Here is a 24420-nt window from a genome sequence, read left to right as displayed (position 1 = left end):
GGTAAGCCGACCTGTGCGCCTCCTAGCCGGTGCCCTCGTACAGCACGAATTCAACCTCCGTGCCCAGCGCCACGTGATAGCCGAGATCGGCCAGGCGCTTTAGCTGAGTGCGCAGCATGTGGCGGGGAGCGACCTCGACGGGTCGGCCGTCGTGGTGGAAGACGTCACCCATGATGAGGGCCGTGCCGGGCTGGTGGGGCAGGAGTCGGATGCTGCTCGGATCCGCCTTCACTCCGAGGTCGCCATAGCCCTGCTCCCAGCCGGTGAGGGCGAAGCCATCGAGCGGGGACATGTCGACGTCTGTGGCCAGGACGTAGGCGCACATCTCCGCCTTGGAGTTCATCCGGTCCACGAAGACGGGAGCGGTCAGGATCTTGCCCTTGGGCCGACCCTGCATGTCCGGCACGGCGAGTCTCACCGCTGTGATCTCCCCACTTCGGACGGATTCCTTGAACGCCCCCGGCGTGACGGCTCCAGTGGGCCAGGGCCCGAGTGCCGTGGGTTGCTCGTCGCGCTGTTCGTCGTGGCTGTGCATCAGACGTCCTCCTCTAGTCCGCCCAGCAGGGCGGTGCTGGCGTGGGTGGTGAGCTGGCAGTCGCGGCGTCCGCGGGCGATCCGGTCAGCCAGGCCGGCACCAGCGCGATGGCCAGTGTCACGCCGGCGTAGTTGAAGGACTCGGGGATCATGCCGACCGCGTTGATCGCGGTGATGGCGCCGTGGGCGGCTGGAGACCATAGGGCGGGCAGTGCAAGGACGAACGGCACACGGAAGTGGGGTATGCGGAGACGACGTCGGCCAGGGACATTCCGACCAGCAGCGTCATGAAGCCGATGACGATCCAGCTGGCCGGCATGACCACGGGCCTGCCGTGGTCCAGGCCGTAGCCGAACAAGCTCATTCCGCCGGCGAGGTTGCAGATGACGGAGAAGCTGATCGCGAAGTTGCCGAACACGCCCGTCTTTCGGGCGAGTTCGGCCGTGACGCCGAGCTGGGCCAGGGTGGCGTCAGCGTGGGCCAAAGGAGGGCCCCTGTTCTGCGAGACACAGAGTTTCTCTGAAGATACGGGGGACGAAAAGAGGACGAAAGGAGGCAGTATCGGCCAAGGGGGTGATCGGCTGCTCATCGGTAGCGCGCCCCCTGTCGGCAGTGTCACGAAGTCGCCGGAACTCGGTCTGCCAGTCATGGCCCAGGCTTCCGCGCGAGGAGCCGTCCGGCGCATGTGACCCACCCACCGGGAGAAATCCACCGCCAAGCCGCTGGAAAGGTGAGCAGGCTGGTGCGCCACTGGCGTACGCCGCACGGCGGGTACGGCGCGGGGTGGGACCGGGCCTCGCAGGTGCGGACCGCGATCGAAACGTTCCGCCGGACCAGGGCCACGTAGTGAGTGGCCCCGCCCCCTTCTTGAGCCGTGCGACACGGAGGGGCGTACGGGCTGGCGAGGCTCCCCCCCGGCGGGCGCACGCCGGGGAAAGGGGGCGTAGCACGGACGAGGGGCGTGGCGGCCCCGAGCGTCTGGGTGCAGGTCGGCGGCCGTCGGTTCACCGCTCGCGCCCGGGGCGCGTCCCCGGCCGAACGTGAGCCCCTCTGGCTCCACATGGCACGCATCCTCCCGCTGTACAACGAGTACGCGCAGAAGACCGACCGCGAAATCCCGATCGTCCTGTCACTCCGCAGGACGAGCCACTCTGAACGCCTGTCCAATCACTCCCATGACCGCCGAGGCGCGCCGGCGGTTGGGCATCGCCGTGGACGACCAGGCGCCGCCGAGCAGGTGCCTGTAGGCGCAAGCCCGGCAAAGTCCGTGGCTCGTGGAGACTGGCCGCATCCACGCGGACGCCCACATCACTCATGCCTGCCTCGCACATGCAGGGCAAGGGTGGGCATCCTGACCGCGCTGTCTTGAGAGCCTTGTCAGCTCCCGGTGAGTCGTGCCGTGAGGTGGGCCGTGCCCGGGGATACGGCGAGAAGAGTGCCGAGCGCGGTCCGCTCGGCCGACGCCGACGATCCGGTGTCGCCGGGTTCCGCCTGCGCTCCGACCAACAGCACCTGCCACGGCCCCGATACCCCCTCCGCCTCGACCGTGACCGTGTCGCCGTCGCGAGTCGTCCGGAAGACGGCCGCCGGGCTGTCCCGGGCGCCCGGGGCCGGGACCCGCGTCACGACCGTCGCACCGTCGACGGGCGCGTGGACCCGCAGTGTCACCCCGTGCGCCCAGTCGTACTCCGCCGCGTCGTCGCTCACGCCGTACGGGATGACCGAGCCGGGCCGGGCAAGCAGGGGCAGGCTGCCGTACCCGTACCGCTCGCGCCGCCAGCCCGGCCCCTGGACCTGTTCGCCCGACAGCGCATGCGTCCAGGTGCCGTCCGGGACGTAGTAGTCGACGACGCCGTCGGCCGAGAACACGGGAGCGACGAGCAGGTCGTCGCCGAGCATGTACTGCCGGTCGAGGGTGTGGCAGGCCGGGTCGTCGGGGAACTCCAGGACCATCGCCCGCATCATCGGCGTGCCGCGCTCGGCGGCCTGCTGTGCCGCACGGAACAGGTAGGGCATGAGCCGGTGCTTGAGGCGGGTGAAGTCGCGGGTGACCGCGACCGCCTCCTCGTCGTAGTCCCACGGCACCCGGTACGACTTGCTGCCGTGCAGCCGGCTGTGCGACGACAGCAGCCCGAACTGCACCCACCGCTTGAACACCTCGGGCGTCGGCGTGCCCTCGAAGCCACCGATGTCATGGCTCCAGAAGCCGAACCCGGACAGGCCGAGCGACAGCCCGCCGCGCAGCGACTCGGCCATCGCGCCGAAGTGCGACTCACAGTCGCCTCCCCAGTGCACCGGGAACTGCTGTCCGCCCGCCGTCGCCGAGCGGGCGAAAAGCACGGCCTCACCGGCGCCCCGGGCCTCGCTCAGCACCTCGAAGACGGTCTCGTTGTAGAGCTGCGTGTAGTAGTTGTGCATGCGCTCCGGGTCGGAGCCGTCGTGCCAGACCACATCGGTCGGGATCCGCTCGCCGAAGTCGGTCTTGAAGCAGTCGACGCCCTGCGCGGTGAGCGCGCGCAGCTTGCTCGCGTACCACTCCCGCGCGTCCGGGTCGGTGAAGTCGACCAGGGCCATGCCGGCCTGCCACAGGTCCCACTGCCACACGTCGCCGTTGGCCTTGCGGACCAGATAGCCGTGCTGCTTGGCCTCCGCGAACAGCGGGGACTTCTGTGCGATGTACGGGTTGATCCACACCGACACGCGCAGGCAGTGCTCCTCCTTCAGCCGCCGCAGCATGCCGTCCGGGTCGGGGAAGACCTCCGGGTCCCAGGTGAAGTCGCACCACTGGTACTCGCGCATCCAGAAGCAGTCGAAGTGGAAGACGCCCAGCGGGATGTCGCGCTCGGCCATCCCGCACACGAACCGGTTCACCGTCTCCTCGTCGTACGAGGTCGTGAACGACGTGGACAGCCACAGCCCGAACGACCAGGCGGGCGGCAGAGCCGGGCGGCCGGTGAGCGCCGTGTAGCGGTCCAGGACGTCCTTGGGCGTCGGACCGTACACGATGAAGTACTCCAGCGACTGGTCCTCGACGCTGAACTGCACCTGCCCGACGGCTTCTGAGTCGATCTCGTAGCTCACCTTCGCGGGGTGGTTGACGAAAACGCCGTAGCCACGGTTCGTGAGGTGGAAGGGGACGTTCTTGTACGCCTGCTCGCTCGCGGTGCCGCCGTCGGCCTGCCAGATGTCCACGCTCTGGCCGTTCCTTACGAACGGCGTGAACCGTTCCCCGAGCCCGTACACCAACTCGCCGACGTCGAGCGTGAGGTGCGCCAGCGAGTAGTGGCTGCCGTCGCCCGTGACCGCGAAGCCGGTGCCGCGTGCCTTCGCCGAGGTGAGGACACGACCGTCCGCGGTGAAGTCCAGTCGCCAAGGGGCAGCTGTGTCCACACGCAGGGACAGCTCCCCGGCCGTCAGCTCCAGCAGCGAGCCCTCCCGGGTGACCTCCGCCGCGTGGCCGGGCTCGGTGTGCAGTGCGAACTCCGGGCCGCGCTCGGCAGCGCCCGCGTGGTGGGTGGAGCGGATGCCGATCACGCCCTCGGCGGGGGACCAGCACTCGACGGTCAGCAGCGGGCTGTTGAGGGTCTGGCCGCGGCGCGTGACGTGCCGTACGGGCGCGTGGAGCGTGAACCGGTCCTTGTCGACGTGGACGTCGGCGACCTCGGCGGCGTAGGACGCCTGGACGCCTTCGCGCATCAGCCAGTAGCCGTCGGTGAACTTCAACGGGGGTCCTTACCAGGGGTGGTGCGGGCGCGGTGGGCGGCGATCAGCCGCTGGTACCAGCGGTAGCTGTCCTTGGGTGTGCGTGTCTGCGTGTCGTAGTCGACCCGGACGATGCCGAAGCGCTGGCCGTAGCCGCGGGCCCACTCGAAGTTGTCCAGCAGCGACCACACGTAGTAGCCGCGCACGTCGACGCCTGCGCACAGGGCGGCGGCGAGCGCCTCCAGATGGCTGTGGAGGTAGTCGACCCGCTCCACGTCGCGGACCCGGCCGTCGGCGTCGAGGGTGTCCGCCTCCGCCGAGCCGTTCTCGGTGATCAGGAGCGGCGGCAGCGCGGGATAGCGCTCGGCCAGGTCCACCAGCAGATCCGTGAAGGTGTGCGGGACGACGGGCCAGCCCATGGTGGTGTGGCGGACATCGTCGCGCCAGGTCTCCTCGGCCCGGACGTCGACCGCGGTGCGGGTGGCCGGGTCGGCGTCGCGGTACGGGGCGTCGGCGACGGTGATCGGCCGGTAGTAGTTGATGCCGACGAAGTCGAGCGGTGCGCCGATGAGGTCGAGGTCGCCGTCGAGGCGGTACGAGCCGGCGCCGGAGAGCAGCAGCTCACCCCAGGTCTCGGCTTCGTGCTCCGGGTAGCGCCCGGCGAACAGCGGCTCGAACCACACGTCGTTGTGGAGCGTCCCGACGCGGCGTACGGCGGCCAGGTCGGCGGGGGAGTCCGTGGCCGGCAGCAGCCGGTCGGGGTTGAGCGTGATCCCGGCCTCCCGTGCCCCCGCCGCGCGCAGCGCCTGTACGGCCAGCCCGTGGCCGACGAGCAGATGGTGTGCGGCGGCGAGCGCGCCGCGTCCCTCGCGGGCACCCGGGGCGTGGGCGCCCGCCGCGTAGCCGATGAAGGCGCTGCAGAAGGGCTCGTTGAGCGTGATCCAACGGTCCACCCGGTCGCCGAGCCGGGCGGCGACCACCCCGGCGTACTCGGCGAACCGCTCCGCCGTCTCGCGTACCCGCCAGCCGCCCTGGTCCTCCAGGGCCTGGGGGAGGTCCCAGTGGTAGAGGGTGGCGGCGGGCGAGATGCCAGAGGCCAGCAACTCGTCGACGAGCCGGTCGTAGAAGTCGAGCCCCGGCGCGTTGGCGGGGCCGGAGCCGGTCGGCTGGATACGCGGCCAGGCGATGGAGAAGCGGTAGCTGTCCACGCCCAGCCCGCGCAGCAGCGCGATGTCCTCACGGTAGCGGTGGTAGTGGTCGCAGGCGACGTCACCGGTGGCGCCGTCCGCGACGCTCCCGGGCTCGCGGCAGAAGGTGTCCCAGATGGACGGGCCTCTGCCGTCCTCGTCGTACGCGCCCTCTATCTGGTAACTGGCCGTGGCGGCACCGAAGAAGAAGCCGGCGGGGAACTCGGGGAACTCGGAGGAACTCACGGAAAGGGCACCTGCCTACTTGACCGACCCGCCGGTGATCCCGGCGGCGATGTACTTCTGGGCGACGACGAGCAGGATCGCGGCCGGTACGGCGGAGAGCACGGCGGTCGCCATGACCGCGCCCCAGTCGCTGACATGTGCGCCGACGAACTGGTAGATGCCGAGCGTGATGGGCTTGACGTCGTCCGTGGTGTTGAGGGTGAGTGCGAACATGAAGTCCGACCAGGCGAAGAGGAAGGTGAACAGCCCCGCCGTGATCAGGGCGTTGCGGCTCATGGGCAGCACGATCCGCACGAACGCGGTGAAGCGGTTCGCCCCGTCCACCATCGCGGCCTCGACTACCTCGCTGGGGATCGACACCATGAACGCCCGCAGCAGCACGACCGCGAACGGCAGACCGAGCGAGGCGTCCGCCAGGATCAGCCCCAGATAGGAGTTGACGAGGTCGAGCTGCGCATAGGCGCTGTAGAGGGCGTTGGCGATGACGATGCCCGGAACCATCTGCGTGATGAGCGTCGCGAAGACGATGCCCTGCCCGCCGCCGAGTCCGAACTGGGCGAGCCCGTACGCGGCGGGCGCTGCGAGCGCGAGACAGACGACGACGGCGCCGAGCGCGACGACGAAGCTGGTGAGCAGCGAGCCGCCCTGGGTGCTGATCGCAGTGTCGAAGTTCTTCAGGGACGGTGCGGCGGGGAACCACTCGGTGGCGGCGATGCTCGACTCGGGCTGGAGGGCGGTGTTGAGCATCCAGTACACGGGGAAGAGCAGCACGGCGAGGATCAGCAGCGCGGCGGCGGTGTTCCACACCGAACGAAGGCGGAGAAGGCTCGCCGGCCGTTGCATCGATGGTCTCATCGGTCGGTTCATCGTCGGTCACTTCCCCTTGCCGAAGTCGGCGCGGTTGGCCCGCAGGTACAGCACGGCGAAGACCGCGCTGATGAGGATCAGGACGTTGCCCACCACGGCGCCCTGGCCGAAGTCGAGCTGAAGGAAGGAGAGCTGGTACGTGACCGTGCCCAGCGTCTGTGTGGCGTCCGCGGGTCCGCCCGAGGTGAGCGCCAGGATCAGGTCGAGGATCTTCACCGTCGACATGAAGCCCAGCACGAGCACGACGGTGATCACCGGGCGCAGCATCGGCAGCGTGATGCTGCGGAACGTCCGCCATGGGCCGGAGCCGTCGAGCGAGGCGGCCTCGTACAGGTCGCGCGGGATCTCCTGGAGGCCGCCGTAGAGGATGACCATGTTGAACGGGATGCCGATCCAGATGTTGACCAGGACCGCCGACAGCAGTGCCACGCCGGGGCTGCTCAGCCACGGCACGCCGTCCTGCGGGGCCAGGCCGACCGCGTGGAGGGCGGTGTTCAGCATGCCGTGGTCCTGGTCGAGGATGCGCCGCCAGACGACTGCGGAGACGACCATGGGCACGAGCCACGGCAGCAGCAGGATGGCGCGTACGAAGCCGGAGAGCCGGAAGCGACGGGAGAAGAAGACGGCGAGGGCCAGGCCGACGGTGAACTGGCCGAGCAGTGAACCGACGGTGAACAGGGCCGTGTGCCACAGGGCGTCGGTGAACAGCTCGTTGGCGAAGACTGCCCGCCAGTTGTCGAGGCCGTTGAACGGCGCCTCGCCGGTGAAGTACGTCTTCGGCGTGTAGTGCTGGAAGCTCATCACGACGTTGCGGACGAGCGGGTAGCCGAAGAAGAGCGCCATGTAGGCGAGCGCGGGAGCGACGAAGAGCCAGCGCAGCAGCCCGCGGCGCATCGGAGCGCGGCCGGCGGCGGACTTCGCTTTGGCGGTGCCCGAGGCGGGCGCCGGGGAGGTGATGGTGGTCATGGCCGGTTCCTCACTTCCCCGCTGAAGCCTGCTGCTGGGCCCGGTGCAGGGCCTGTTCGGGACTGGTACGGCCCGTCAGCACGGACTGGAAGGCGCCCGAGAGCGCGTCGCCGACGACCGGCCAGCCGGTGCCGACCTTCGCGGTACGGGAGCGGGCGGTGGTGACCAGCTCGGCGAAGGCGGTGAGCTTCGGGTTCTGCTTCGCGTACGCCTGAGCGGCCGTGGTGCGGGTGGGCACGTTGTTGACCGATTCGCCCCAGTGGAGCTGGTTCTTCTCGGAGTTGAGGCAGTTGAGGACCTTGCCGGCGTTCTTCTCGCGGGCCGGGTCCTCGTCGTTCTTCGGTACGGCCATGACGGTGCCGCCGATGGGTGGCACCGCCGGCTTGCCCGCCTCGGGCACCGGAATGCTCGCGACCGCCCAGTCCACGTTCTTCTGGGCGCTGAGGACCGGCACCTGCCACGGCCCGTTGATCATCATGGCGGCGCGGCCCGCGACGAACTGGTCGTTGACGTCCTGCTGGTTCCAGTTGACGACGGACTTGGAGGCGGAGCCGTCCGCGACCAGGTCCTTCCAGAGCTGGAGCGCGGCCTCGCCCTTGCCGTTGTCGATCTTGGTCTCGTCACCGCCGGCGGACCAGAAGAACGGAAGGAACTGGTAGACGCCGTCCGCGTTCGGGCTCGCACTGAAGGCCATGCCGTACGTGTCGCCCGCGGTCAGCTTCTTCGCGGCCGCCCGCAGCTCCTTCCAGGTGGTGGGCGCGGCGACGCCCGCGTCCTTGAGGAGCTCGGTGTTGTAGATCAGCGCGAGGGAGTTGACGGAACGGGCGATGCCGTACTGGGTGCCGTCGTACGAGCCGAGGGACTTCGCGCTCGCGGAGAGGCCGGAGGTGTCGACCCCGACGTCGTCGAGCGGCCGCAGGCCCTCGGTCTGCGCGAACTGGGGCAGCTCCGAACCGTCGAGCTCCAGAATGTCGGTGAGCGAGTCGGACGACGCCATCCGCAGCGCCTTGGAGGCGATCTGGTCGGCGGGCACGCTGATCTGCTCGACCTGCAAGCCGAGCGGCTTGCCGCAGCGGTCGAAGAACCGCTGGTTGGCGGTGTGCTCGGCGGTGTCGGTCGCCGAGTTGAGCACGGTGACAGTGCCCGGGTCGGGCTCCGCGGCACAGCCGGCCAGCCCTGGCGCGACGAGGGCACAGGCAAGGGTGGCGGCGAGCGCGGGAACGCGTCCTGTTCTGATGCGTCCTGCTAAGAACGGCAAGGTTGATCCTCCGTTACATGTGCGGCTCTGGACATGCGGTGGTCCGGCGATGGGACGTGGGGGGGCCGTGCCGTACGGACGGTCCGAATGGTCAGCCGGGCGACGGCGGGGCGATGACGGGCCCGGCCATCCGCGGCTGGATCAGGTGGTGCGGCGTGCCGGAGGGCATGCTCGAGGCAGGTGCCGCGAGGGGCTCCTGCGAAGTCGACGACCGGTCGTCGCGGCCGGGGCCGATCGCGTCGATGGCGAGCCGGGTCACGGCTGTGGACATCTCCGCGACGGGCAGATCGATCCGCGGCAGATGCCGGATGCCCAGCTCGTCCGGGAGACTGCCGACGAGCACGACGGTCAGATCGTGGGGGACCCGCAACCCGGCCTCCGCCACTGCGTCCAGCAGGCGGGGGAGAAGGATCAGGTGCTGGACGACCAGCGCGGTCGGGACGGGCCGCGCGGCCAGAGCCTCGCTCAGCCGCCGCGCCAGGACGTCCGGACCGCGGTGGGACGGGATCACGCGGACATCGGCCCCGGTCTCGACGGCCGCTCGCCGGGCGCCGTCGAGGCCGTGCAGGGCATAGCCGCGGCGTGCGGCGACCTCGTGCTCGGCCGACGACAGGAAGAGGATCCGCCGGTGTCCGGCTGCGGCCGTCTCGCGCACGGCGAGGGCGACAGCGGCCTCCCAGTCGAGGTCGGTCCAGGGCAGCGCCGCGTGATCGTCGTGACCCAGCAGAGCCCCGGGGAAGCCCAGTTCGCGCAGGACCTCGACACGGGGGTCGCGGTCCTCGACCGCCATCAGCACCGCGGCGTCCGCGAGCCTGCTGCGGGCCACCCGCCGCAGCCCACCGACGCCGTCGCTGTCTGTCATCAGCAGCACGTCGTACCCGTGCACGCGGGCGGCGTCGGTGACGTCGATCGCGAACCGCCCGTCGATCGCCCGGTACGCCCCGGGCACGCGCGGCGCGGCCAGCGCGAGCACCCGGGTCCGTGCGCTGCGCAGCGTACGGGCACTCGCGCGCGGGTGGTATCCGAGATCGTCGATCGCGGCCTGCACCGCGCGCCGGGTGTCCTCGGAGATCTTGCGAGATCCGCTCAGGACGTACGACACGGTGCTCGGCGCGACGCCTGCCCGCTCGGCGACGTCCTTGATCGTGGTCATTCCACCTCCACCCGGTCGGCCTTGGGGCCCGCCCGTCGGCTGTGTCGAATCCATCGAATCGATTCGATAAACGGGGGGACCTTAAGCACGGCGGGTGAGGAAGGGCAATACCTTGAGCGATACGTCCGGCTCGCGAACGAGGTGTTCGCCGATCCTGACCAGGTGTCACGAGCCGCGCCGCTCGATGGCTGAGGTCGTACACCTGACCTGCTCAACCCGCTGTCTCCGCGTCACCGGTGAGGTGACACCAGACAGGGGGTACCGGCCCGTGTCCTGAAGCAGGTCAATCGGCTGATCTGGGTGCCCGACGTGATCGGCTGCGCCCTCTTCCTGCTCTTGGGGGCATGACAGATTTCTGCGGCTGCCTCGAGCAACACCAGGTGTGGGATCTCAGATTCCGTGGCCGAATCTCACGACCGATGGCCACTCGATGGCCGGTCGGTCACGCATCTGAGTCCTGCCTGTCGGAGCGCTCACCCGTGGGGCTGCCGAAGTGCCCAGTCGCGGTCGCCTGGCGTCGGCTCGGTTCGCCAACGAGCCCGTAGGACTCCGTCGTTGTCGGGCACGACAGCAGTGCACAGAGGCACACGTTCACCCACATATACAGACAGGAGCGCGGCGGCACGGGCACGGAATATCCGGGCGGTCAGTTCGGGGAACTCGTCCTCGTCGGCGATGACGCTGCGGATGTTGCCGCCGTCGTCCTGCCACACGCCCTCGACGAGACCGTCAGCGGGCAGGGCGGCACCAGGCCCCGCTGTCGCGCAGCATGACCCGCACCAGCTCCAGCACGATATCGAGCGGTATCTGTGCCCTGTCGTGAAAAGCGGCTTGGCCGGACGGGAAGAGCCGTGCCAGCCCGATACCGTCCACCGGAGGCTTCACACCGAAGTGTGAGAGGGAGGGAACCTGCGGTTCGCATACGACCAGATGATCGATGCCGGTGTCCGCCGCGAAGGCCGCGACCGCCGAAGATAGGCCCCCTCGACCGCGCCGTGGCCGCTGACAGTGTCCTCAGGGCCGGTGTAGCGGCCACGTCCATCGCGGTCTGCGGGGTCGTACTTGGTGACGCGGTACACGTAGGTCAGCACGGCCTCACCCTTCCGCACAGGCCCGACCCCATGCCCATGAAATACGAGGGGAGCTGGGGCGCCGCGGATAGGGACACACTCTGAATCACGTCCGAAAGTTACTGGTCAGAGCGATGCTCCATGCCACGGCGCAGTTCACGCCTGTACCTCGTGCGCGTTGAAACGCCGAGGCCTGGAAGGCCAAGCAGCCGTGCCGGGAACAGCCGGTCCGGCCGACACTGTTGCATCGGTCGAGGGACCGGAGCCGCACGTGCGGGGAACACGGAGACCACAAGGTCGTCCGCCCCGACAGGATCCGGGCCCCGGGATCGCGGTACGCCCGCCGCACTCGGACCAAGACGTATTTCTGCAGGAGGACTGTTTTATGGCTGACCGGCCCTTGACGCTCATGGCAGTGCACGCCCACCCTGACGACGAGGCCACCGGGACCGGAGGGGTCCTCGCGCGGTACGCGGCGGAAGGCATCCGCACGGTCCTCGTGACGTGTACCGATGGCGGTTGCGGTGACGGACCGGGGGGTGTCAAGCCGGGCGATCCCGGGCACGATCCGGCAGCGGTCGCCTTGATGCGCCGTCAAGAACTCGAGGCGAGCTGTCACGTCCTGAAGGTCAGCGATCTGGAAGTGCTGGACTATGCCGACTCCGGGATGATGGGCTGGCCGAGCAACGACGCCCCCGGATCCTTCTGGCAGACCCCCGTGCAGAAGGGCGCCGCCCGACTCGCGGAACTCATGCGGCACTACAGACCTGATGTGGTCGTCACCTACGACGAGAACGGCTTCTACGGCCACCCCGACCACATCCAGGCCCACCGCATCACGATGGCGGCGCTGGAGATGACCGCGCTGACACCGAAGGTGTACTGGACGACGATGCCCCGCTCGATGATGCAGCGGTTCGGGGAGGTCATGCGTGAGTTTCATGAGGACATGCCGGAGCCGGATCCTGCCGAGGCCGCCGCGATGGCCGAGATCGGCCTCCCCGACGATGAGATCACCACATGGGTGGACACCACCGCGTTCAGCGGTCAGAAGTTCGACGCATTGGCCGCGCACGCCAGTCAGGGCGAGAACATCTTCTTCCTCAAGATGGGCAAGGAGAGGTTCGGCGAGTTGATGGGCATGGAGACCTTCGTACGTGTCCAGGACGCCACCGGCGCGGCCGTACCCGAGAACGATCTCTTCGCCGGACTGCGCTGATCCGCCCGCCTGACCGGGGTCCGGGAAAGCTCACCAGCCTCACAGCGCGATCGAGCGCATCACACCCCCGGAGGCTTGTCCACGCGAGCCTTCCGGAATAGGTCGCCCCGGTTCAATCAGGGATGGCCGAGGGCTGCGTCCTCGAGTTCACACACGCTGAAGGAGCCGGCGCCGCTGTGTACGACCCTCGGCAGCGGCCTCGCGCTGCCGCGTCCCCGTGCACCTGGTGCGGCGCGGAGCGTGGCGCTTCGTCCGGCGAAGTCACCGTACCGGCCGGACAGTTCATCGTGCGGCACAACGTCCCGCCGGTACGGTTCGAGGTGGCGCCGTGTACGGCAGTGAAAGTGCTGAGCCTGCCCGCAGCACAGCTCAAGCCCCTGATCGGCGACCGGTCCCTCATCGGACCCCCGACTTGGCCGAAGTGCCTCTGCTCATGGGCTACGCCACAGTGGTCGACGCGACACTGAACGACCTCAGCCCCGCCGTAGGGCGGGGCCGAGGAGGTGGTGCACGGGTTCGGTGCGTTCGAGGGTGGTCAGCGTGGCTGCGCAGCAGTCAGAAGCAGCCATCGCCGCCAGTCTCCTGCGCCGCCCTGGACCCTGGGCCAACCCGAGCTGGTGGAGGGGATCCGCGCCTCAAGTCGTCGACAAGGACTGCGGGCCACGCTTGGTCGCCGAAGTGCCCTGCGGAGGTCACCGATGCCGATGTCGAGCGCTTCTTCACCCCACTCGGCGAACGCGAACTCGGTCTGTCGCGGGCCACGCGCTGAAGGAAGGCGACCTGCCGGCCGCGCCTGGGACGGGCTCGGGGAGAAGACGCAAGCGGCGGCAGCATGTCGCACCGCGTGCTGTTCGGTCGGCGCCCGTCGCCGGCCGAGTCGGCGGCGTGGGATGCCGGGGAGCGGTCATTTCCCGGCATCCCGATCGGTCTCACATCGAAGTCAGATCATGAGCAGCAGCCGTGTATGGGGCACGAGTTTCCGGTTGACGCTGGTGCTCTGCACGAAGATGGTGAAGTGGTCGTTGTGGTCCGGCTTGATGCGAACTTCCGTGTCGGGCAGGCCGAGCAGAGCCCGGGCTTCGGGTCCCGTGTACACGCGGTCTGTCTTCTTCTCTAGGACCGCGATCTGCTTCTGCGCCTGGATCTTCTCCGATTTGCTCAGCTGGTAGAACGCCCCACCGGTCCGGTAGGCGTGTCCGCATTCGATGACCCATTCTCTGATGGCCGCGTCGCGAGAGACCGGGATCAATTGGTACTTCGACGGATCGACCGGGGTGAGGCCGGCTGCCTTGATGGTGTTCTCATTGACCGCGTCCGCGCCGGTGGAGAACACCGCGCGCGATCCCCGAATGCCCTGGGCGCGGCCCATCATGAAGTTCTCCGTGGCCTGCCGGATGACCTGCCCGGCCTCCTCCAGGCCCTGTGTGCTGGTGGCGTCCCATATGGCGATGTTGTCCTTGGGGAAACCGCACTGCATGGCCTCGCGCTTGCCCATCTGGTCGGGCACCAGGACGGCCAGCGTCCAGTTGTCCTGCTGCGTCGCGATCATCTCGGCCACGGCCTGGACCAGTTGGTGTGGATCCTGGGCGGAGAAACCCCGGCAGCGGTGGCTCGCGTTCTCCTGACCGTCGGTGAGCACGAAGGTCAAAAAGCTGTGGTCGCCGTACAGTTGCGCGGTCTGCGCCAGCTCCCGCTGTGACTTCAGTGCGGCAGCCAGGAGCGCCGTCATTCCACCCGGACGGTACAGCTGCTTCAGCGACGGCATGCGCAGCACGTCCTTGTCGTAGATGACGCACTCCACCTTGTCGGCGAAGACGTACACCGTGACGCGGGTCTCCTGGTCCAATTCCCTCGAACGGCGGGCGAGGTAGGCGATCTGCTGATCGGCGACCTCGACGACCTTTCGGCTCAGGTGCGACATGGATGAGCTGGCATCCAGCACTAGAGCAACGTGGTTGATGTAATTCTGGCTTCCGGTCATCACAGCTCCCCCTTGTTCCGACTTGATGCTCCGATCCTCTCACCCACCACTGACAATCGATCTTGGTCCGACCGGCCTCACGACAGCAGCACGCGCGTCGCCGGGCGAGGCGCGAGGGCGACCGGAAACGAGTGCCGTCCGCCAGGCCGCGGCGGTGGGAAGGCTGAGGGCTGTCCCCGCATCGGTCCGGGGCAGCGTCAGGCTGGCAGGGGCGGGGCCGTACTCTTCGCTTGGTGATCCGGCGCGCTGCGTTCGGGTGGGGGCCCTCGGTTCGCGCCGATAAGGCCCCTTGCTGACTTGATCACCGTCTTGGGGAGGTTCGGGGAAACTGTGTGGATTGAGCTTGTCGAGGGCCTTCCCGGGTCTGCGGTCTTCCAGCCCCCAGCGTCGGAGTCGGCGCTGCTCCGCTGTGCCTCATCCCTAGGGCATCCACTACCCGCTGACCTGGTCGCCCTGCTCCGCGAATGCGACGGCATCGAGGGCGAGTACGAGGCTGGGCTGATCTGGTCGGCGGAGCGGATCGCCTCCGAGAACCGGACCCTTCGCGAGGACAGTGAGCTCGCCACGCTCTACATGCCATTCGACCCGCTGCTCTTCTTCGCGGACGCCGACAACGGTGATCTCTTCGCGCTCCTGCCCGGCCTGCGGCGGCCCGACGTCTTCGTCTGGAACCACGAGGACGACAGCCGCACCTGGGTGGCACCGAGCCTGGCCAAGTACCTTGAATGGTGGCTGACCGGGCAGATCAAGCTGTGACACCTCGGCTCACAGGGCCGGACGCCGCGGTGACATGATCTTGGCGTGACCGGTGTGATCACGGCGTCAGAGATGTCCTGGGACAGCACCCCTTTCAGCGGGATGAGCCCCGCGTGACTTCCGCAAGCTGATCACAGTGCTTCGACGAGAAGGGGCCGACCGGACGCGTCCTGGGCGTCCGTGGTCCTTGCCACTGGAGGACCGGGTTCTGCTGGTGGCCGCCTACTGGCGAACCAACCTGACGCTGCGGCAGCTCGCCGCCTAGTTCGGCGTCTCCAAGTCCAGCGCCGACCGGATCATCGACCGCACGGGGCCGCAGCTTGCCCTCAAGCAGCGGCAGCGCTTTCGCCGCGGCTGTGCTCATCGTCGACGGAACTCTTGTCCGCACCCGGGATCACACCGCCGCCGAGCAGTCGAAGAATTACCGCTACTCGACAAACCACCAGGTAGTCATCGACGCTGACGCCCGCTGTCGTCGCGGTCGGACGGCCGGTGCCGGGGAACCGCAACGACTGCTAAGCGTGGTTCGAATCCGGCGCGAGGGCAGCCGTGGAAGGGACCACGACGATCGCTGATGGCGGCTACCAAGGCACCGGCCTCGTGATTCCGCACCGCCGCCCCGTCGGCGGCGAGCTCTGCGAGTGGAAACAGGAGCACAACCGCTCCCACAAGAAGGTCCGTGCCCGCGTCGAGCACGTCTTCGCCAGGATGAAGAGCATGTCTCACGTGGTGAGTTTGGCGAGCTTCTCGATCACGAGCGGTGGCCGCCCTGGCACGACCAGCCGAGGCTGATCACACCCAGGAAATGAGTATGCGGCTGCGCGGCGTCAGCCGATCATGTGAGTATGACCGATCAGCTGGCGATCAGTACCTTGACTTTGCAGCATAGGATCCCGGACGACTGGGCGGCGGACCCCTGGGCCGAGGTGCGGCCTCTGATCGACGGCGTGGACGTTCTGAAGGAAGTCCACCCGGAAGGGGTGGCACTCAGTTGCCGACACTGGAAAGGCCCGGCCGAGAGCTGGCCGCTGGCGGTCACGGCGGAACCGCGCAGGGTCATGATCACTGAGCCGATCTGCACCGCCGGCTGCTGCGGCGCCCTATACGTCACCATGCGCCGCGAGGGCGACCGGGTGATCTGGGACGCCTGGGAAAGCACCAGCGATATCACTGCCTTGCCCGGGGACATCCGCTTCGATGCTGCCCAGTACGAAGCCGAACTCGCGCGGGCCGCAGCGGACCGCAGCTGGGAAGAGCCGGTAGACACCGTGGCCCGACTGCTCGAGCAGACCCTTGCGGGCAGCGGCTGGTTCGAGCAGTGGGGCTGCGTTCTCGCAGGTGTCTGGCCACGACGCGAGGAGCCCGACGTCCCCGAGGAGCTCACCAGTCCCGAGGGCGTCGATGTCGAGTTCCACCAGGTCCCGGCACCGGGGGAGCGCACATGTTCATACGGGTACGAGTTGTTCGTCACCCACGATCAGTCCGTGGAGCAGCAGGTGAGGCAGCTCGCGGCCCGCATTCTGGCGGACGATCCGCGGAAGACCGCTGAGCTTCGAGAACGCTGAGGACCAGATGCAGGAACGCGCGAGTTGAGAGTGGCCCCGTCATTGACGGGTTCGCTCTTTGCCAAGGCAGCTTCGCCTTGATCGTTTCCTGAGAGCGTGTCTCACATGGTGAGTTTGGCGAGGTTGTAGCAAACCAGTGCAGCCGTGAGGCCGAGGAAGGCGAGAAAGTGGGAGCCCTTGCGCTCGTATCGCACGGTCAGCCGGAGGTAGTCGAACAACCACGAAATCGACCGCTCGATCTTCCAGCGGTGCCGCCCGAGCTGCTTGCTCGACTCGATCCCAGGGCGGGGGATACGCGGGACGACGCCACGGCTACGCAGCCAGGCGCGATCTTCGGCGGAGGAGAACTACGCCTTGTCCGCGCGGAGTTTGGCTGGCATCTGCGACGGGGCCCATGCCGGAATCGGGTGGCCGGTACGCTGCCCTCAAGCCCCTGGCGTGCGGGATTGGCTGGTTTGGCACATCTAGCACGCCGCAAGATCGATTGCGGGACAGTCCATAGCGACATGTCCACGTCGCCGCTCGGGACGGCCTGCGGCCGCTGAGGGTGACAGGCGACACCGAGTGCACCAGTGCAAGAGAGGGCAGGATGACGGCGCGGCGCAAGAGCCTTTCACACCGTCAAGTTCGCGTGAGAGCTCGCTCGGCTGCAGGGGACCTCGAGCACCGCCCTTGGCGAGTGCCTCCCGATCGAGCATCAGGGCCTCGTCGCTGCCAGCATCCTGGTCGTGATCAACGAGACGGCTCCTGTCGAGACGCCGATCTGGTGCTGGCGCGACAGGGAGGTGCCCGAGCCTTGGCTCAGCATCGTCGTCCACGCCGTACCGTAGGGTGACCTTGACGGAATCCAGGGTGTACGTTCCTTGGTCCACTACTTGCCTCTTCGCGTCACATGGGTCGTAGCTGACGCCAAGCTCGGCTGCATAGAGACTCAAGAGGCCAAGTGCGGTGATAATGGCGTCGCGTGGAGTAGGCCCGGCTGAGACGAGACAGTCGTCCGGCGAAGGCCATGCTGGTCCACGTTTACGTGATACGTGGTGGCGCTGGTGGCGCGGAGAAACTGCTCGATGTCCTGCCCTACGGCTTCCACGACGCGATTCACCGTCCCGTACATGCTGGTAGCCGCAGTTCGCAGGTCAGTCACCTTCTCGCCATGGCGTGCTGAATTCATGAGCCATGGTTCCATCTCTGGATGGAGCCTTGTGGATTGATAGACGCCCCCCACCTCAAACGTTGATTTCAAGAAACATGTCTCCGACGTCGGAGGTGGTGTGCCATACATCTGATACCCCGAGCGTCTGGAATGGGTTGCGGGAGCTCAGGAATTCAAGCAGCCTAGGAGACTGGAATCGGCCTTGGGGGCCGACGCTTCAATTTCTCACCTGGCCCACTGAGTGCAGTGGTTCGTCGCCATCCTGTCCCGCGTATCGACTGGCAATTCGGCCGGTGCGACTCCAATACCGACAGGGGACGGACTCGCCGAGGCGGTCTGCGCCTGAACGGCGGGCTCGGCCCGGGTGAACCAGCTCGACGACACCGGCTGGACACGCGAGGGAGCGCAGGCGGATCTGGTGGTCTGGACCGCAATCCGTTCGACGGACCGCACAGGAGAACGCGGTGACGTAGGTCGCGTTCACACCCGCGGGGGCGCGCGAGTATATGCAGCTCATGAGGCTTGAGCAGTAACCCAGATCACGGCCGGGTCACGGTGTAGATCATTTACGCCCTGGGCAGCCTCGTAGCGTTCTCGATTCAACTTTCGTTCTGCGAAGCCCAGTTCGAGTGTGCAGGCGGTCTCGGCGGCCGCTTGTTTGCAAGGCCGGGGGGACTCTGCGGTCCGTCTCCCGAAAGGAAGCCCATGCCTCAGGACGTCAACGTTCGACCGCCCCTTCGACTCTGCGAGCAGACATCTTGAGTACGCCCAGGAGCGTCTTCTGTGCTGGATCCAAGACATGGGCCTGCTCCGCAGCCAGGCCGGCGTTCGAGGGGTGCAAGTCATGGGACCTGCCGCAGGCCACCGCCCGCGCCTACCCACACGCCTCGGCCGATGACGAGAACTGGTTCTCCCCGGCCTTCCTCTTCGATGGCCAGTTCGACGCCCACCTGCCGGACCGGGCGGACCGCGTAGCCGAGGTGGCGGGTGAGCCAATAGCCACCTCGCTGCGCTCCGCGGGCAGTAGGCCGCGGGTGCTCTGCCCCGTCGAAGCAAGGCGGACGGTGGTATTCCCGTGGAGATCACATGGGAGAACTGACGCAGCAGATGGTCCAGACATCCCCGGGCAAGCTCCCGTTGATCGGGCATCCGGGGCGACTGGCATCGGATCCTCTGGCGCTCCTGGCAGTCACTTAGCGGCAGTAGCGCACCTCGGATCCGGCAGCCGCATGATCCGGACGCACTACGCCTGACGGGCCGCGATTGCTTCCTGATCAACACTCCTGAGGCAGCCAAGTAGGCGCACGTCTCGCAGCAGGAGTGCTTTGACAAGGGCGGGCCGTTCACGGAAGGCCGGCGCTGTCGAGGACGAGTCTGCCGTGGACGATCGGTTCGCCCCGTTCGAGAACCGGGCGGGCGCGGGGCAGTTCGTCCTCAAAGGGCAACGGCGGCCCGCTCCACTTCCTCGGCTGTCAACGCAGCAGCCGTGCCCCTCGCGGTCGTTCGGACCGGGAGCCGGTCGCGTGAGTCCGGCTGCTCGGGGCGGCCGCAGCGGAAGGTACAGAAAGATCGCGGACGCGACCGGCCAAACAACCACGGGCCGTTCGATTCCTCTGCATGGAACATAGCTTGAAGGGAGATCGGTGTGAAATCTCGAGGCCTAGGTGCTGTCCCGAAGGTGTCCGCCGACAGCGTTCCGGCGCAGCCCAGCGCCCAACTCCAGCCCGGGGAGGCGGGGGAAGCGCTGGCCCGCCTCTTGGCGAAGGGCATCAATGGGAGCACGAAGGAGTACCGAGACTGCCAGAGCGCCGCTCAGCAGCGGCTGGACGAGCTCGGATCCCCCCACTCCAGCACCACGCTGCATATGGACGGAGCCCTCCAACTGGCGCCGCGCACGTTCCTCCCGCCCGACGCGGAGGGCCACGCCAGGTTGAGACAACTCGACACCAGCCTGCGCATGATCGAAGCAGCCTTCCCCCAAGTCAGCACCGATACTGAGGTATGCCGACTGACCAGCAGGATGCTGGAAGAGGCCTGGAGGAGCCGAGCACTCACCCCGCCGCGCGAGGAGCAGCAGATATCCGACTGTGCTTGCTCTCTCTGCGGTCGGCTGCCCACACCCCCCGCACGCACGCTGAGTGACTACGGCTGGCGGCAGAGCGCGGGTCGTCCTCTCACCAACAAGACCTGGCCATACCGTCGGGAACTCAACAGCGTCTTGACCGGTGGATGGTCCTGGACCCGGCAGATGAACGACCTTGAACGAGACCTGGGTCACCGCCACCGCTTCGAAGACGACATCCTCGTCTTCCACGAATACAAACGCGTGCGCGACACCATCGATACAACGCGCCTCACCAAACTCGCCGAACACCGCTTGGCTGAGAGTTTCAACACCAACAGCGCACGGGCGCTTGTCTCCGGACTCTTCGCAGCCCATAAGCGATCCGTCGACGAGTACTGGCTCAAACAGCACCACGCGGGCAGCGTCATACTTCCCCAGACCAACCCACTGAGCCAGAGCAGCTACTCACTCCTGCAGATGCTGGACTGCCTGTTCTGGCACGTCTCACCCGACACCGAACTCTGGCAGGAAGAACACCTCGCCTCCCTGCTGCTGTGCCGCGTCATCGACGACATGGTCGACGTCCGAGCCGACGCCCTCACCGGCGAGATCAGTAACTTCTGGCTAGCCGACATGCCCACCCACACCAAGGCTTTCTACGCTGCCTGCGCCATCGCCCTCGTCAAGTACGGCTGCATGCCCGAGGCGCATAGCCCGATGTGGAACACCTGGCTGATGACCACCACCATCGTCTGGATGGGGCTCACGGGCCGTCACGCCCTGTGGTTCGACGGCATCACCGAGGGCCTCCCCCCGGCCGAGGACTGCCCGCTTTGCGACCTGCAGCCCAACCCATGCACCGGCATCCTCACCCACGGCACCACCCTCACCATCACCCCGCGGCCCACCGCACCAGCACTGAGCACCCGGACCGCTCAGCTATCCGAACGCTGCCGGGCCCAGTACCCCCAGACATGGCCCCTCTTCGACGCCGAGCTCCATGCCTTCGAGGCACTGCACGGCCCCTGGTACGGCAACATCGACAGCACATGGGAGATCTTGCGCCGCACCTACATCGCCGCCGTGGAGGCATCCAGCGCCGCACCGTCCCAGGCCCGCGCTCGTCACGTCCAACAAGACGCCGGCTCAGTCGGATCTGAAAAGTTCCAGGCCCTGCACGACCCCCAAACCGGGAGAGAAGACACCACACTGCTCGCCTACATGTTCGGCTGCGCCCACCCGCATTTCCTCTGGAACGCCACGGGATACCGTCCCACGAGCCTTGCAGGCGACTGGCTCGACGGCTGACACCTCACCCCCTGTTCCAGACGAGTAGATGGTGGGGCCGTCCTCACCAGCGACCTCGGACCGGTCCCGTGGCCCTTCAGTCCACCGCGGGCTCCAGGTCCATCGGAGAGGGCGGCGGGCCGGACCGGGGAGACGACGGCGCCGGGGTGGTCGGGGATGCTGGAGATCCAGAGCGAGGCTCGCAAGACCTGGGGCGTGCCGGCGGCGGACACGTTGAGCGCGCTGCGCTACGCGCTTGACCTCGACGGCGAGCTGACCGAGCGACAGCGCGAAACGGGGTGCCGCTCTGCCCAGTGGTCACCTGACACGACCAGACCTCACCGATCAGTCTGGATTCCAACCTGCTGCCCTACACCAGCAAGACCGAACCCCTGGCGTACCTCCTGTGACCGGAATGGGGAGGGGAGGGGAGGGGAGGGGGGGGCTCCCCCTCCTCTCCCAACCAGCTCGTCCCACGTGGCGCAGGACACGTTCATGTCAGGATTGCACTTGGGAAGGTTCTGGGAAGTCATAGGGGCGCCCATGACCCCATGACTGCCGTGAAGGTGATGACCCGTGACGTCCACTGCGCCTCCCCCCATACCCCGAGCCGCGGGATCGTTTCCGTTCATCGGCCACGCTCTGAAAATGCGCGACAACCTCGGCTTCATCGACTCGCTGCGCGAGACACGGGAACCACTCGTCGAGATCGTCCTGCAACCCGGGACGCGCACCGTCGTGGTCCAGGACCCGGCCCTGATCCACCAGATGCTCAAGGCCCTGGGGCCCACCCTCGACAAGGGCCGGCTCTACGACAAGCTGGGCCAGCTGCTGGGCGACAGTGTCGTCACCGCCACCGGCCGGACCCACGTACGCCGTCGCCGCCAGGTCCAACCTGCGTTCGCCCACACCGAGATCAGCCGGTACGTCGACATCATGCGCGCCGAGGTGGCCGCCACGGTCGACGGCTGGGAGCCCGGGCAGGCCCTCGACGTACGCGAGGCGATGGTCGGGCTCAGCCTCGACATGCTGGCCAAGACGGTGTTCGCCGGCAGCCTCGACGACGCCGTCTTCCGCCGGCTGCGCAGAGACCTGTCGGTGGTGTTGAACGACGTCGGCGTGCGGATCATGTTGCCCGACTGGGCCGAGCGCCTGCCGCTGCCCTTCAACCGCCGCTTCGACCGGGCCCGGGCCGGCGTACGCGCCACCATCAACACCGCCGTCGACGAGCTGCAGGCCTCCGGGCACGACACCGGGGACATGCTCTCCATGCTGCTGCGCACCATCGACGAGGAGACCGGCGAGCCGCTGACCGGGCATCAGATCTGCTCCGAGATCCTCACCCTGGCCGTCGCGGGGACCGAGACCACCGCGTCGGTGCTGTCCTGGGCCCTGTACGAGCTCGCCCGCAACCCCGACATCGAGGCCCGGGTCATGGCCGAGCTGGACGAGGTCCTCGGCGAACGGCCGGTCGCCTTCGACGACGTGACCCGGCTGCCGTACCTGGACCGGGTGATCACCGAGACCCTGCGGCTGCACCACCCCGGCTGGCTGGTCACCCGCCGCACCACCGAGGAGACCCGGCTCGGCGAGTGGACGCTGCCCGCCGGCACCGAACTGGCCTACTGCCAGCACGCCCTGCACCGCGACCCCGAGCGCTTCCCCGACCCGCAGACCTTCGACCCGGACCGGTGGACCGACCCCGCGCAGGAGCCTCCGCCGGGCGCGTTCCTGCCCTTCGGGGACGGCAAGCACAAGTGCATGGGGGACCGCCTCGCCCTCACCGAGATGGTCACGGCGCTCGCGACGATGCTGCGTTCGGTACGGCTGGAACTCTCCGAGGGCCAGGTCATCCGCCAAGTCGCCCGGCTCACCGTACGACCGCGCACCCTGCGGATGACGGTCCGCCCCCGGAACCGTCCCCGAGCCGGGGCCGGCCTCTAGCGCGTGCTCTTGGATGGGTTGGTCAGTTCTCCGGATGTGTCGTCCGCTCGGTACCCGACGGGGGCGTGACCTGCTGGCTGGGCGAGCAGCGCCCTGGCGAGGCCCGGGAGGTCCAGGGGGCTCGGACGTCTGGAACGGTGGCCGGGGCGTCGGCAACAGAGGATGGGGGCGAGCGGGACTGTCGATACGGATCGTTCCGGCGGCCTCCTCGTGCGCGGGGGTTCTATTTCGGCGGCGCGGGGCGCGGCGACCTACACCACAGCCGCGCCGTCTGTGCCGGAAACCATGCCTGTCTCATCAACAGCCTCTATCCGTAGGCAGATCACCGGCATGAGCGGTTTCGAGGCGGTGGGCAAGGTGGAGCAGATCCGCCAGGCGCAGCACCCGTCCGTCGAATCCTGGGAGCGGGACATGGAGCGGCTGGGTCCAGTGGGCGGGGATTGCGTCCAGCCCGTAGTACGCCCCCGCGAGGCCTCCGGTCACCGCGGCGACGGTGTCCGTGTCACCGCCGAGGTCGATCGCGGCGCGTATCGCGTCTTCGAAGCTGGTGGTGGTGCGCAGGGCCCAGACGGCGGAGCCCAGGCAGGGCCAGACGGCACCGTTGAACTCGGTCGCATGATCGGGGTGCCAGTCGGGCGCGAGTACGGTGGCGTAGCGGCTGCGGTGGTCGGGGTGGACAAGAGCCAGGATGTCGGGCAGCGCGGTGAGAGGTTCGGTGTCCTCGAGCGTGACGCGGATGAGTTCGTGGAAGATCGCGGTACCTTCCCAGGCCGCGCGGTCACCATGGGTGAGGGCAGCGATGCGGCGGGCCGCGTCCATGGTGGCTTTTTGGCCGGCGGCCGCGAAGTGGACCGCGGAGGTCGATGCCCGCATCAAGGAGCCGTTTCCCGCTGCTCGTTGGTTGACCTGGAAATGGATCGCGGCGGCGAGGTCCCAGGGCATGCCGTTGGCCAGGACCTCTTCGGTCTGCAGGCCGATGTCCTTCGGTTCTGATGCTGCCCACCGCTGGAAGCGGGCGAAGATGTCCGGCAGATCCAGTCCGCCCCGCTCCAGCAACGACTCCGCGACCAGGACGGCCATCTGCGTGTCGTCAGTGGCCTCGCCTGGATCCCATCCACGGCCTCCGCGCATCTCGCCACCGGCACCAGGCGCGGGAAACCGCGCGGAGAACGCTCCCTGGGGACCGAACTCGAAGGGGCCGCCCAGGGCGTCACCCACCGCTGAGCCGACCACCGCGCCAGTAGCCCGCTGAATCCGCCTCATTCGCGCAGGCTATCTGTGCCGCGCCGACGGCCGCGCCGCCCTGTTCCTTCTTCGGCGGGCATGCCGCCTGTGGGGAACTACGAGAAGAGATCGGCGAGCCGAGACGTATCGTCTTGCAAAGGGGCTGGTCATGTCGTACCTTCTTGCCCATGGGATCCCTGTGAGACAGCCGGCGCCGACCGCGTAGAGCACCGCTCCGCCGTC

18 protein-coding genes and 2 pseudogenes are annotated in these 24420 nt (G+C 68.0%); 8 read left to right on the top strand and 12 right to left on the bottom strand.

Translation table 11 applies throughout. The features are described from left to right. Nucleotides 1-22 precede the first annotated feature (22 nt). From OG542_RS00700 to OG542_RS00690, 3 genes are read right to left on the bottom strand one after another with little or no spacing between them, the layout of a single operon-like run. Nucleotides 23-535: a type I glutamate--ammonia ligase gene (locus OG542_RS00700; protein WP_328407229.1), complete on the bottom strand. Its 513-nt coding sequence runs from the start codon at nt 533-535 to the stop codon at nt 23-25. Between the two features lie 13 nt (nt 536-548). Next, nucleotides 549-686, bottom strand: a complete 138-nt coding sequence (locus OG542_RS00695; RefSeq protein ID WP_328407227.1) for a hypothetical protein — start codon at nt 684-686, stop codon at nt 549-551. Further along, nucleotides 683-1018: a hypothetical protein gene (locus OG542_RS00690; protein ID WP_328407225.1), complete on the bottom strand. Its 336-nt coding sequence runs from the start codon at nt 1016-1018 to the stop codon at nt 683-685. The genes OG542_RS00695 and OG542_RS00690 overlap by 4 nt, the downstream gene beginning before the upstream one ends. A 390-nt stretch (nt 1019-1408) precedes the next feature. Between OG542_RS00690 and OG542_RS00685 the strand changes: the two genes are divergently transcribed. Continuing rightward, on the top strand, nt 1409-1903 hold the full coding sequence (locus OG542_RS00685) for a nitroreductase/quinone reductase family protein (RefSeq protein WP_328407223.1): 495 nt from the start codon (nt 1409-1411) through the stop codon (nt 1901-1903). Nucleotides 1904-1911: 8 nt separating this feature from the next. Here the strand turns inward: OG542_RS00685 and yicI are convergent, their stop codons facing one another. The 6 genes from yicI to OG542_RS00655 all read right to left on the bottom strand — a co-directional run bounded on the left by yicI (nt 1912) and on the right by OG542_RS00655 (nt 9913). After that, on the bottom strand, nt 1912-4257 hold the full coding sequence (gene yicI / locus OG542_RS00680) for an alpha-xylosidase (protein ID WP_328407221.1): 2346 nt from the start codon (nt 4255-4257) through the stop codon (nt 1912-1914). Then, nucleotides 4254-5669: a GH1 family beta-glucosidase gene (locus OG542_RS00675; RefSeq protein ID WP_328407219.1), complete on the bottom strand. Its 1416-nt coding sequence runs from the start codon at nt 5667-5669 to the stop codon at nt 4254-4256. Before OG542_RS00675 ends, yicI begins: the two co-directional genes overlap by 4 nt. Before the next feature lie 15 nt (nt 5670-5684). Next, nucleotides 5685-6512 (bottom strand): carbohydrate ABC transporter permease, encoded by an 828-nt coding sequence (locus OG542_RS00670; RefSeq protein ID WP_328417689.1) that lies wholly within the window; start codon nt 6510-6512, stop codon nt 5685-5687. 30 nt (nt 6513-6542) lie between these two features. Beyond that, on the bottom strand, nt 6543-7502 hold the full coding sequence (locus OG542_RS00665; protein ID WP_328407217.1) for a carbohydrate ABC transporter permease: 960 nt from the start codon (nt 7500-7502) through the stop codon (nt 6543-6545). Between the two features lie 10 nt (nt 7503-7512). After that, complete coding sequence (locus tag OG542_RS00660; protein WP_328407215.1) at nt 7513-8760, bottom strand: sugar ABC transporter substrate-binding protein; 1248 nt, start codon at nt 8758-8760, stop codon at nt 7513-7515. Nucleotides 8761-8851: 91 nt separating this feature from the next. Beyond that, the gene (locus tag OG542_RS00655; protein ID WP_328407213.1) at nt 8852-9913 is read right to left on the bottom strand and encodes a LacI family DNA-binding transcriptional regulator; all 1062 of its coding nucleotides are present in this window, start codon (nt 9911-9913) and stop codon (nt 8852-8854) included. A 1455-nt stretch (nt 9914-11368) separates the two neighbouring features. Here OG542_RS00655 and OG542_RS00650 point away from each other — a divergent pair. Both OG542_RS00650 and OG542_RS00645 read left to right on the top strand, forming a co-directional pair. Beyond that, a complete protein-coding gene (locus OG542_RS00650) occupies nt 11369-12202 on the top strand; it encodes a PIG-L family deacetylase (RefSeq protein ID WP_328407211.1) in 834 nt (277 codons plus the stop codon). Between the two features lie 596 nt (nt 12203-12798). Continuing rightward, nucleotides 12799-12971 (top strand): annotated as a pseudogene (locus tag OG542_RS00645) (enoyl-CoA hydratase/isomerase family protein); the annotation flags it as partial. A 171-nt stretch (nt 12972-13142) separates the two neighbouring features. Here the strand turns inward: OG542_RS00645 and OG542_RS00640 are convergent. Further along, entirely contained in the window at nt 13143-14183 is a 1041-nt protein-coding gene (locus tag OG542_RS00640) for a vWA domain-containing protein (protein ID WP_328407209.1), read from the bottom strand. Nucleotides 14184-14513: 330 nt separating this feature from the next. Between OG542_RS00640 and OG542_RS00635 the strand changes: the two genes are divergently transcribed. The 3 genes and pseudogenes from OG542_RS00635 (at nt 14514) to OG542_RS00625 (ending at nt 16504) form a co-directional block, all read left to right on the top strand. Beyond that, the gene (locus OG542_RS00635) at nt 14514-14939 is read left to right on the top strand and encodes an SMI1/KNR4 family protein (protein ID WP_328407207.1); all 426 of its coding nucleotides are present in this window, start codon (nt 14514-14516) and stop codon (nt 14937-14939) included. A gap of 45 nt (nt 14940-14984) precedes the next feature. Next, nucleotides 14985-15656, top strand: a pseudogene (locus OG542_RS00630) (transposase); the annotation flags it as partial. A gap of 128 nt (nt 15657-15784) precedes the next feature. Further along, nucleotides 15785-16504 carry a hypothetical protein gene (locus tag OG542_RS00625; protein ID WP_328407205.1) on the top strand — a complete coding sequence of 240 codons (720 nt, stop codon included), beginning with the start codon at nt 15785-15787 and terminating at the stop codon, nt 16502-16504. A 101-nt stretch (nt 16505-16605) separates the two neighbouring features. Here OG542_RS00625 and OG542_RS00620 read toward each other — a convergent pair whose 3' ends face one another. Then, nucleotides 16606-16782 carry a transposase gene (locus tag OG542_RS00620; protein WP_408057841.1) on the bottom strand — a complete coding sequence of 59 codons (177 nt, stop codon included), beginning with the start codon at nt 16780-16782 and terminating at the stop codon, nt 16606-16608. Between the two features lie 2553 nt (nt 16783-19335). Here OG542_RS00620 and OG542_RS00615 point away from each other — a divergent pair. Then, nucleotides 19336-21030 carry a hypothetical protein gene (locus tag OG542_RS00615; RefSeq protein WP_328407203.1) on the top strand — a complete coding sequence of 565 codons (1695 nt, stop codon included), beginning with the start codon at nt 19336-19338 and terminating at the stop codon, nt 21028-21030. A gap of 555 nt (nt 21031-21585) precedes the next feature. Further along, nucleotides 21586-22953 carry a cytochrome P450 gene (locus tag OG542_RS00610; protein ID WP_328407201.1) on the top strand — a complete coding sequence of 456 codons (1368 nt, stop codon included), beginning with the start codon at nt 21586-21588 and terminating at the stop codon, nt 22951-22953. 297 nt (nt 22954-23250) lie between these two features. Here OG542_RS00610 and OG542_RS00605 read toward each other — a convergent pair whose 3' ends face one another. Continuing rightward, nucleotides 23251-24216, bottom strand: a complete 966-nt coding sequence (locus tag OG542_RS00605) for an ADP-ribosylglycohydrolase family protein (protein ID WP_328407199.1) — start codon at nt 24214-24216, stop codon at nt 23251-23253. Between the last annotated feature and the right edge of the window lie 204 nt (nt 24217-24420).

Source organism: Streptomyces violaceus, assembly GCF_036014075.1.
GTDB lineage: Bacteria > Actinomycetota > Actinomycetes > Streptomycetales > Streptomycetaceae > Streptomyces > Streptomyces violaceus.
This window is presented reverse-complemented; position numbering and strand designations above follow the sequence as displayed.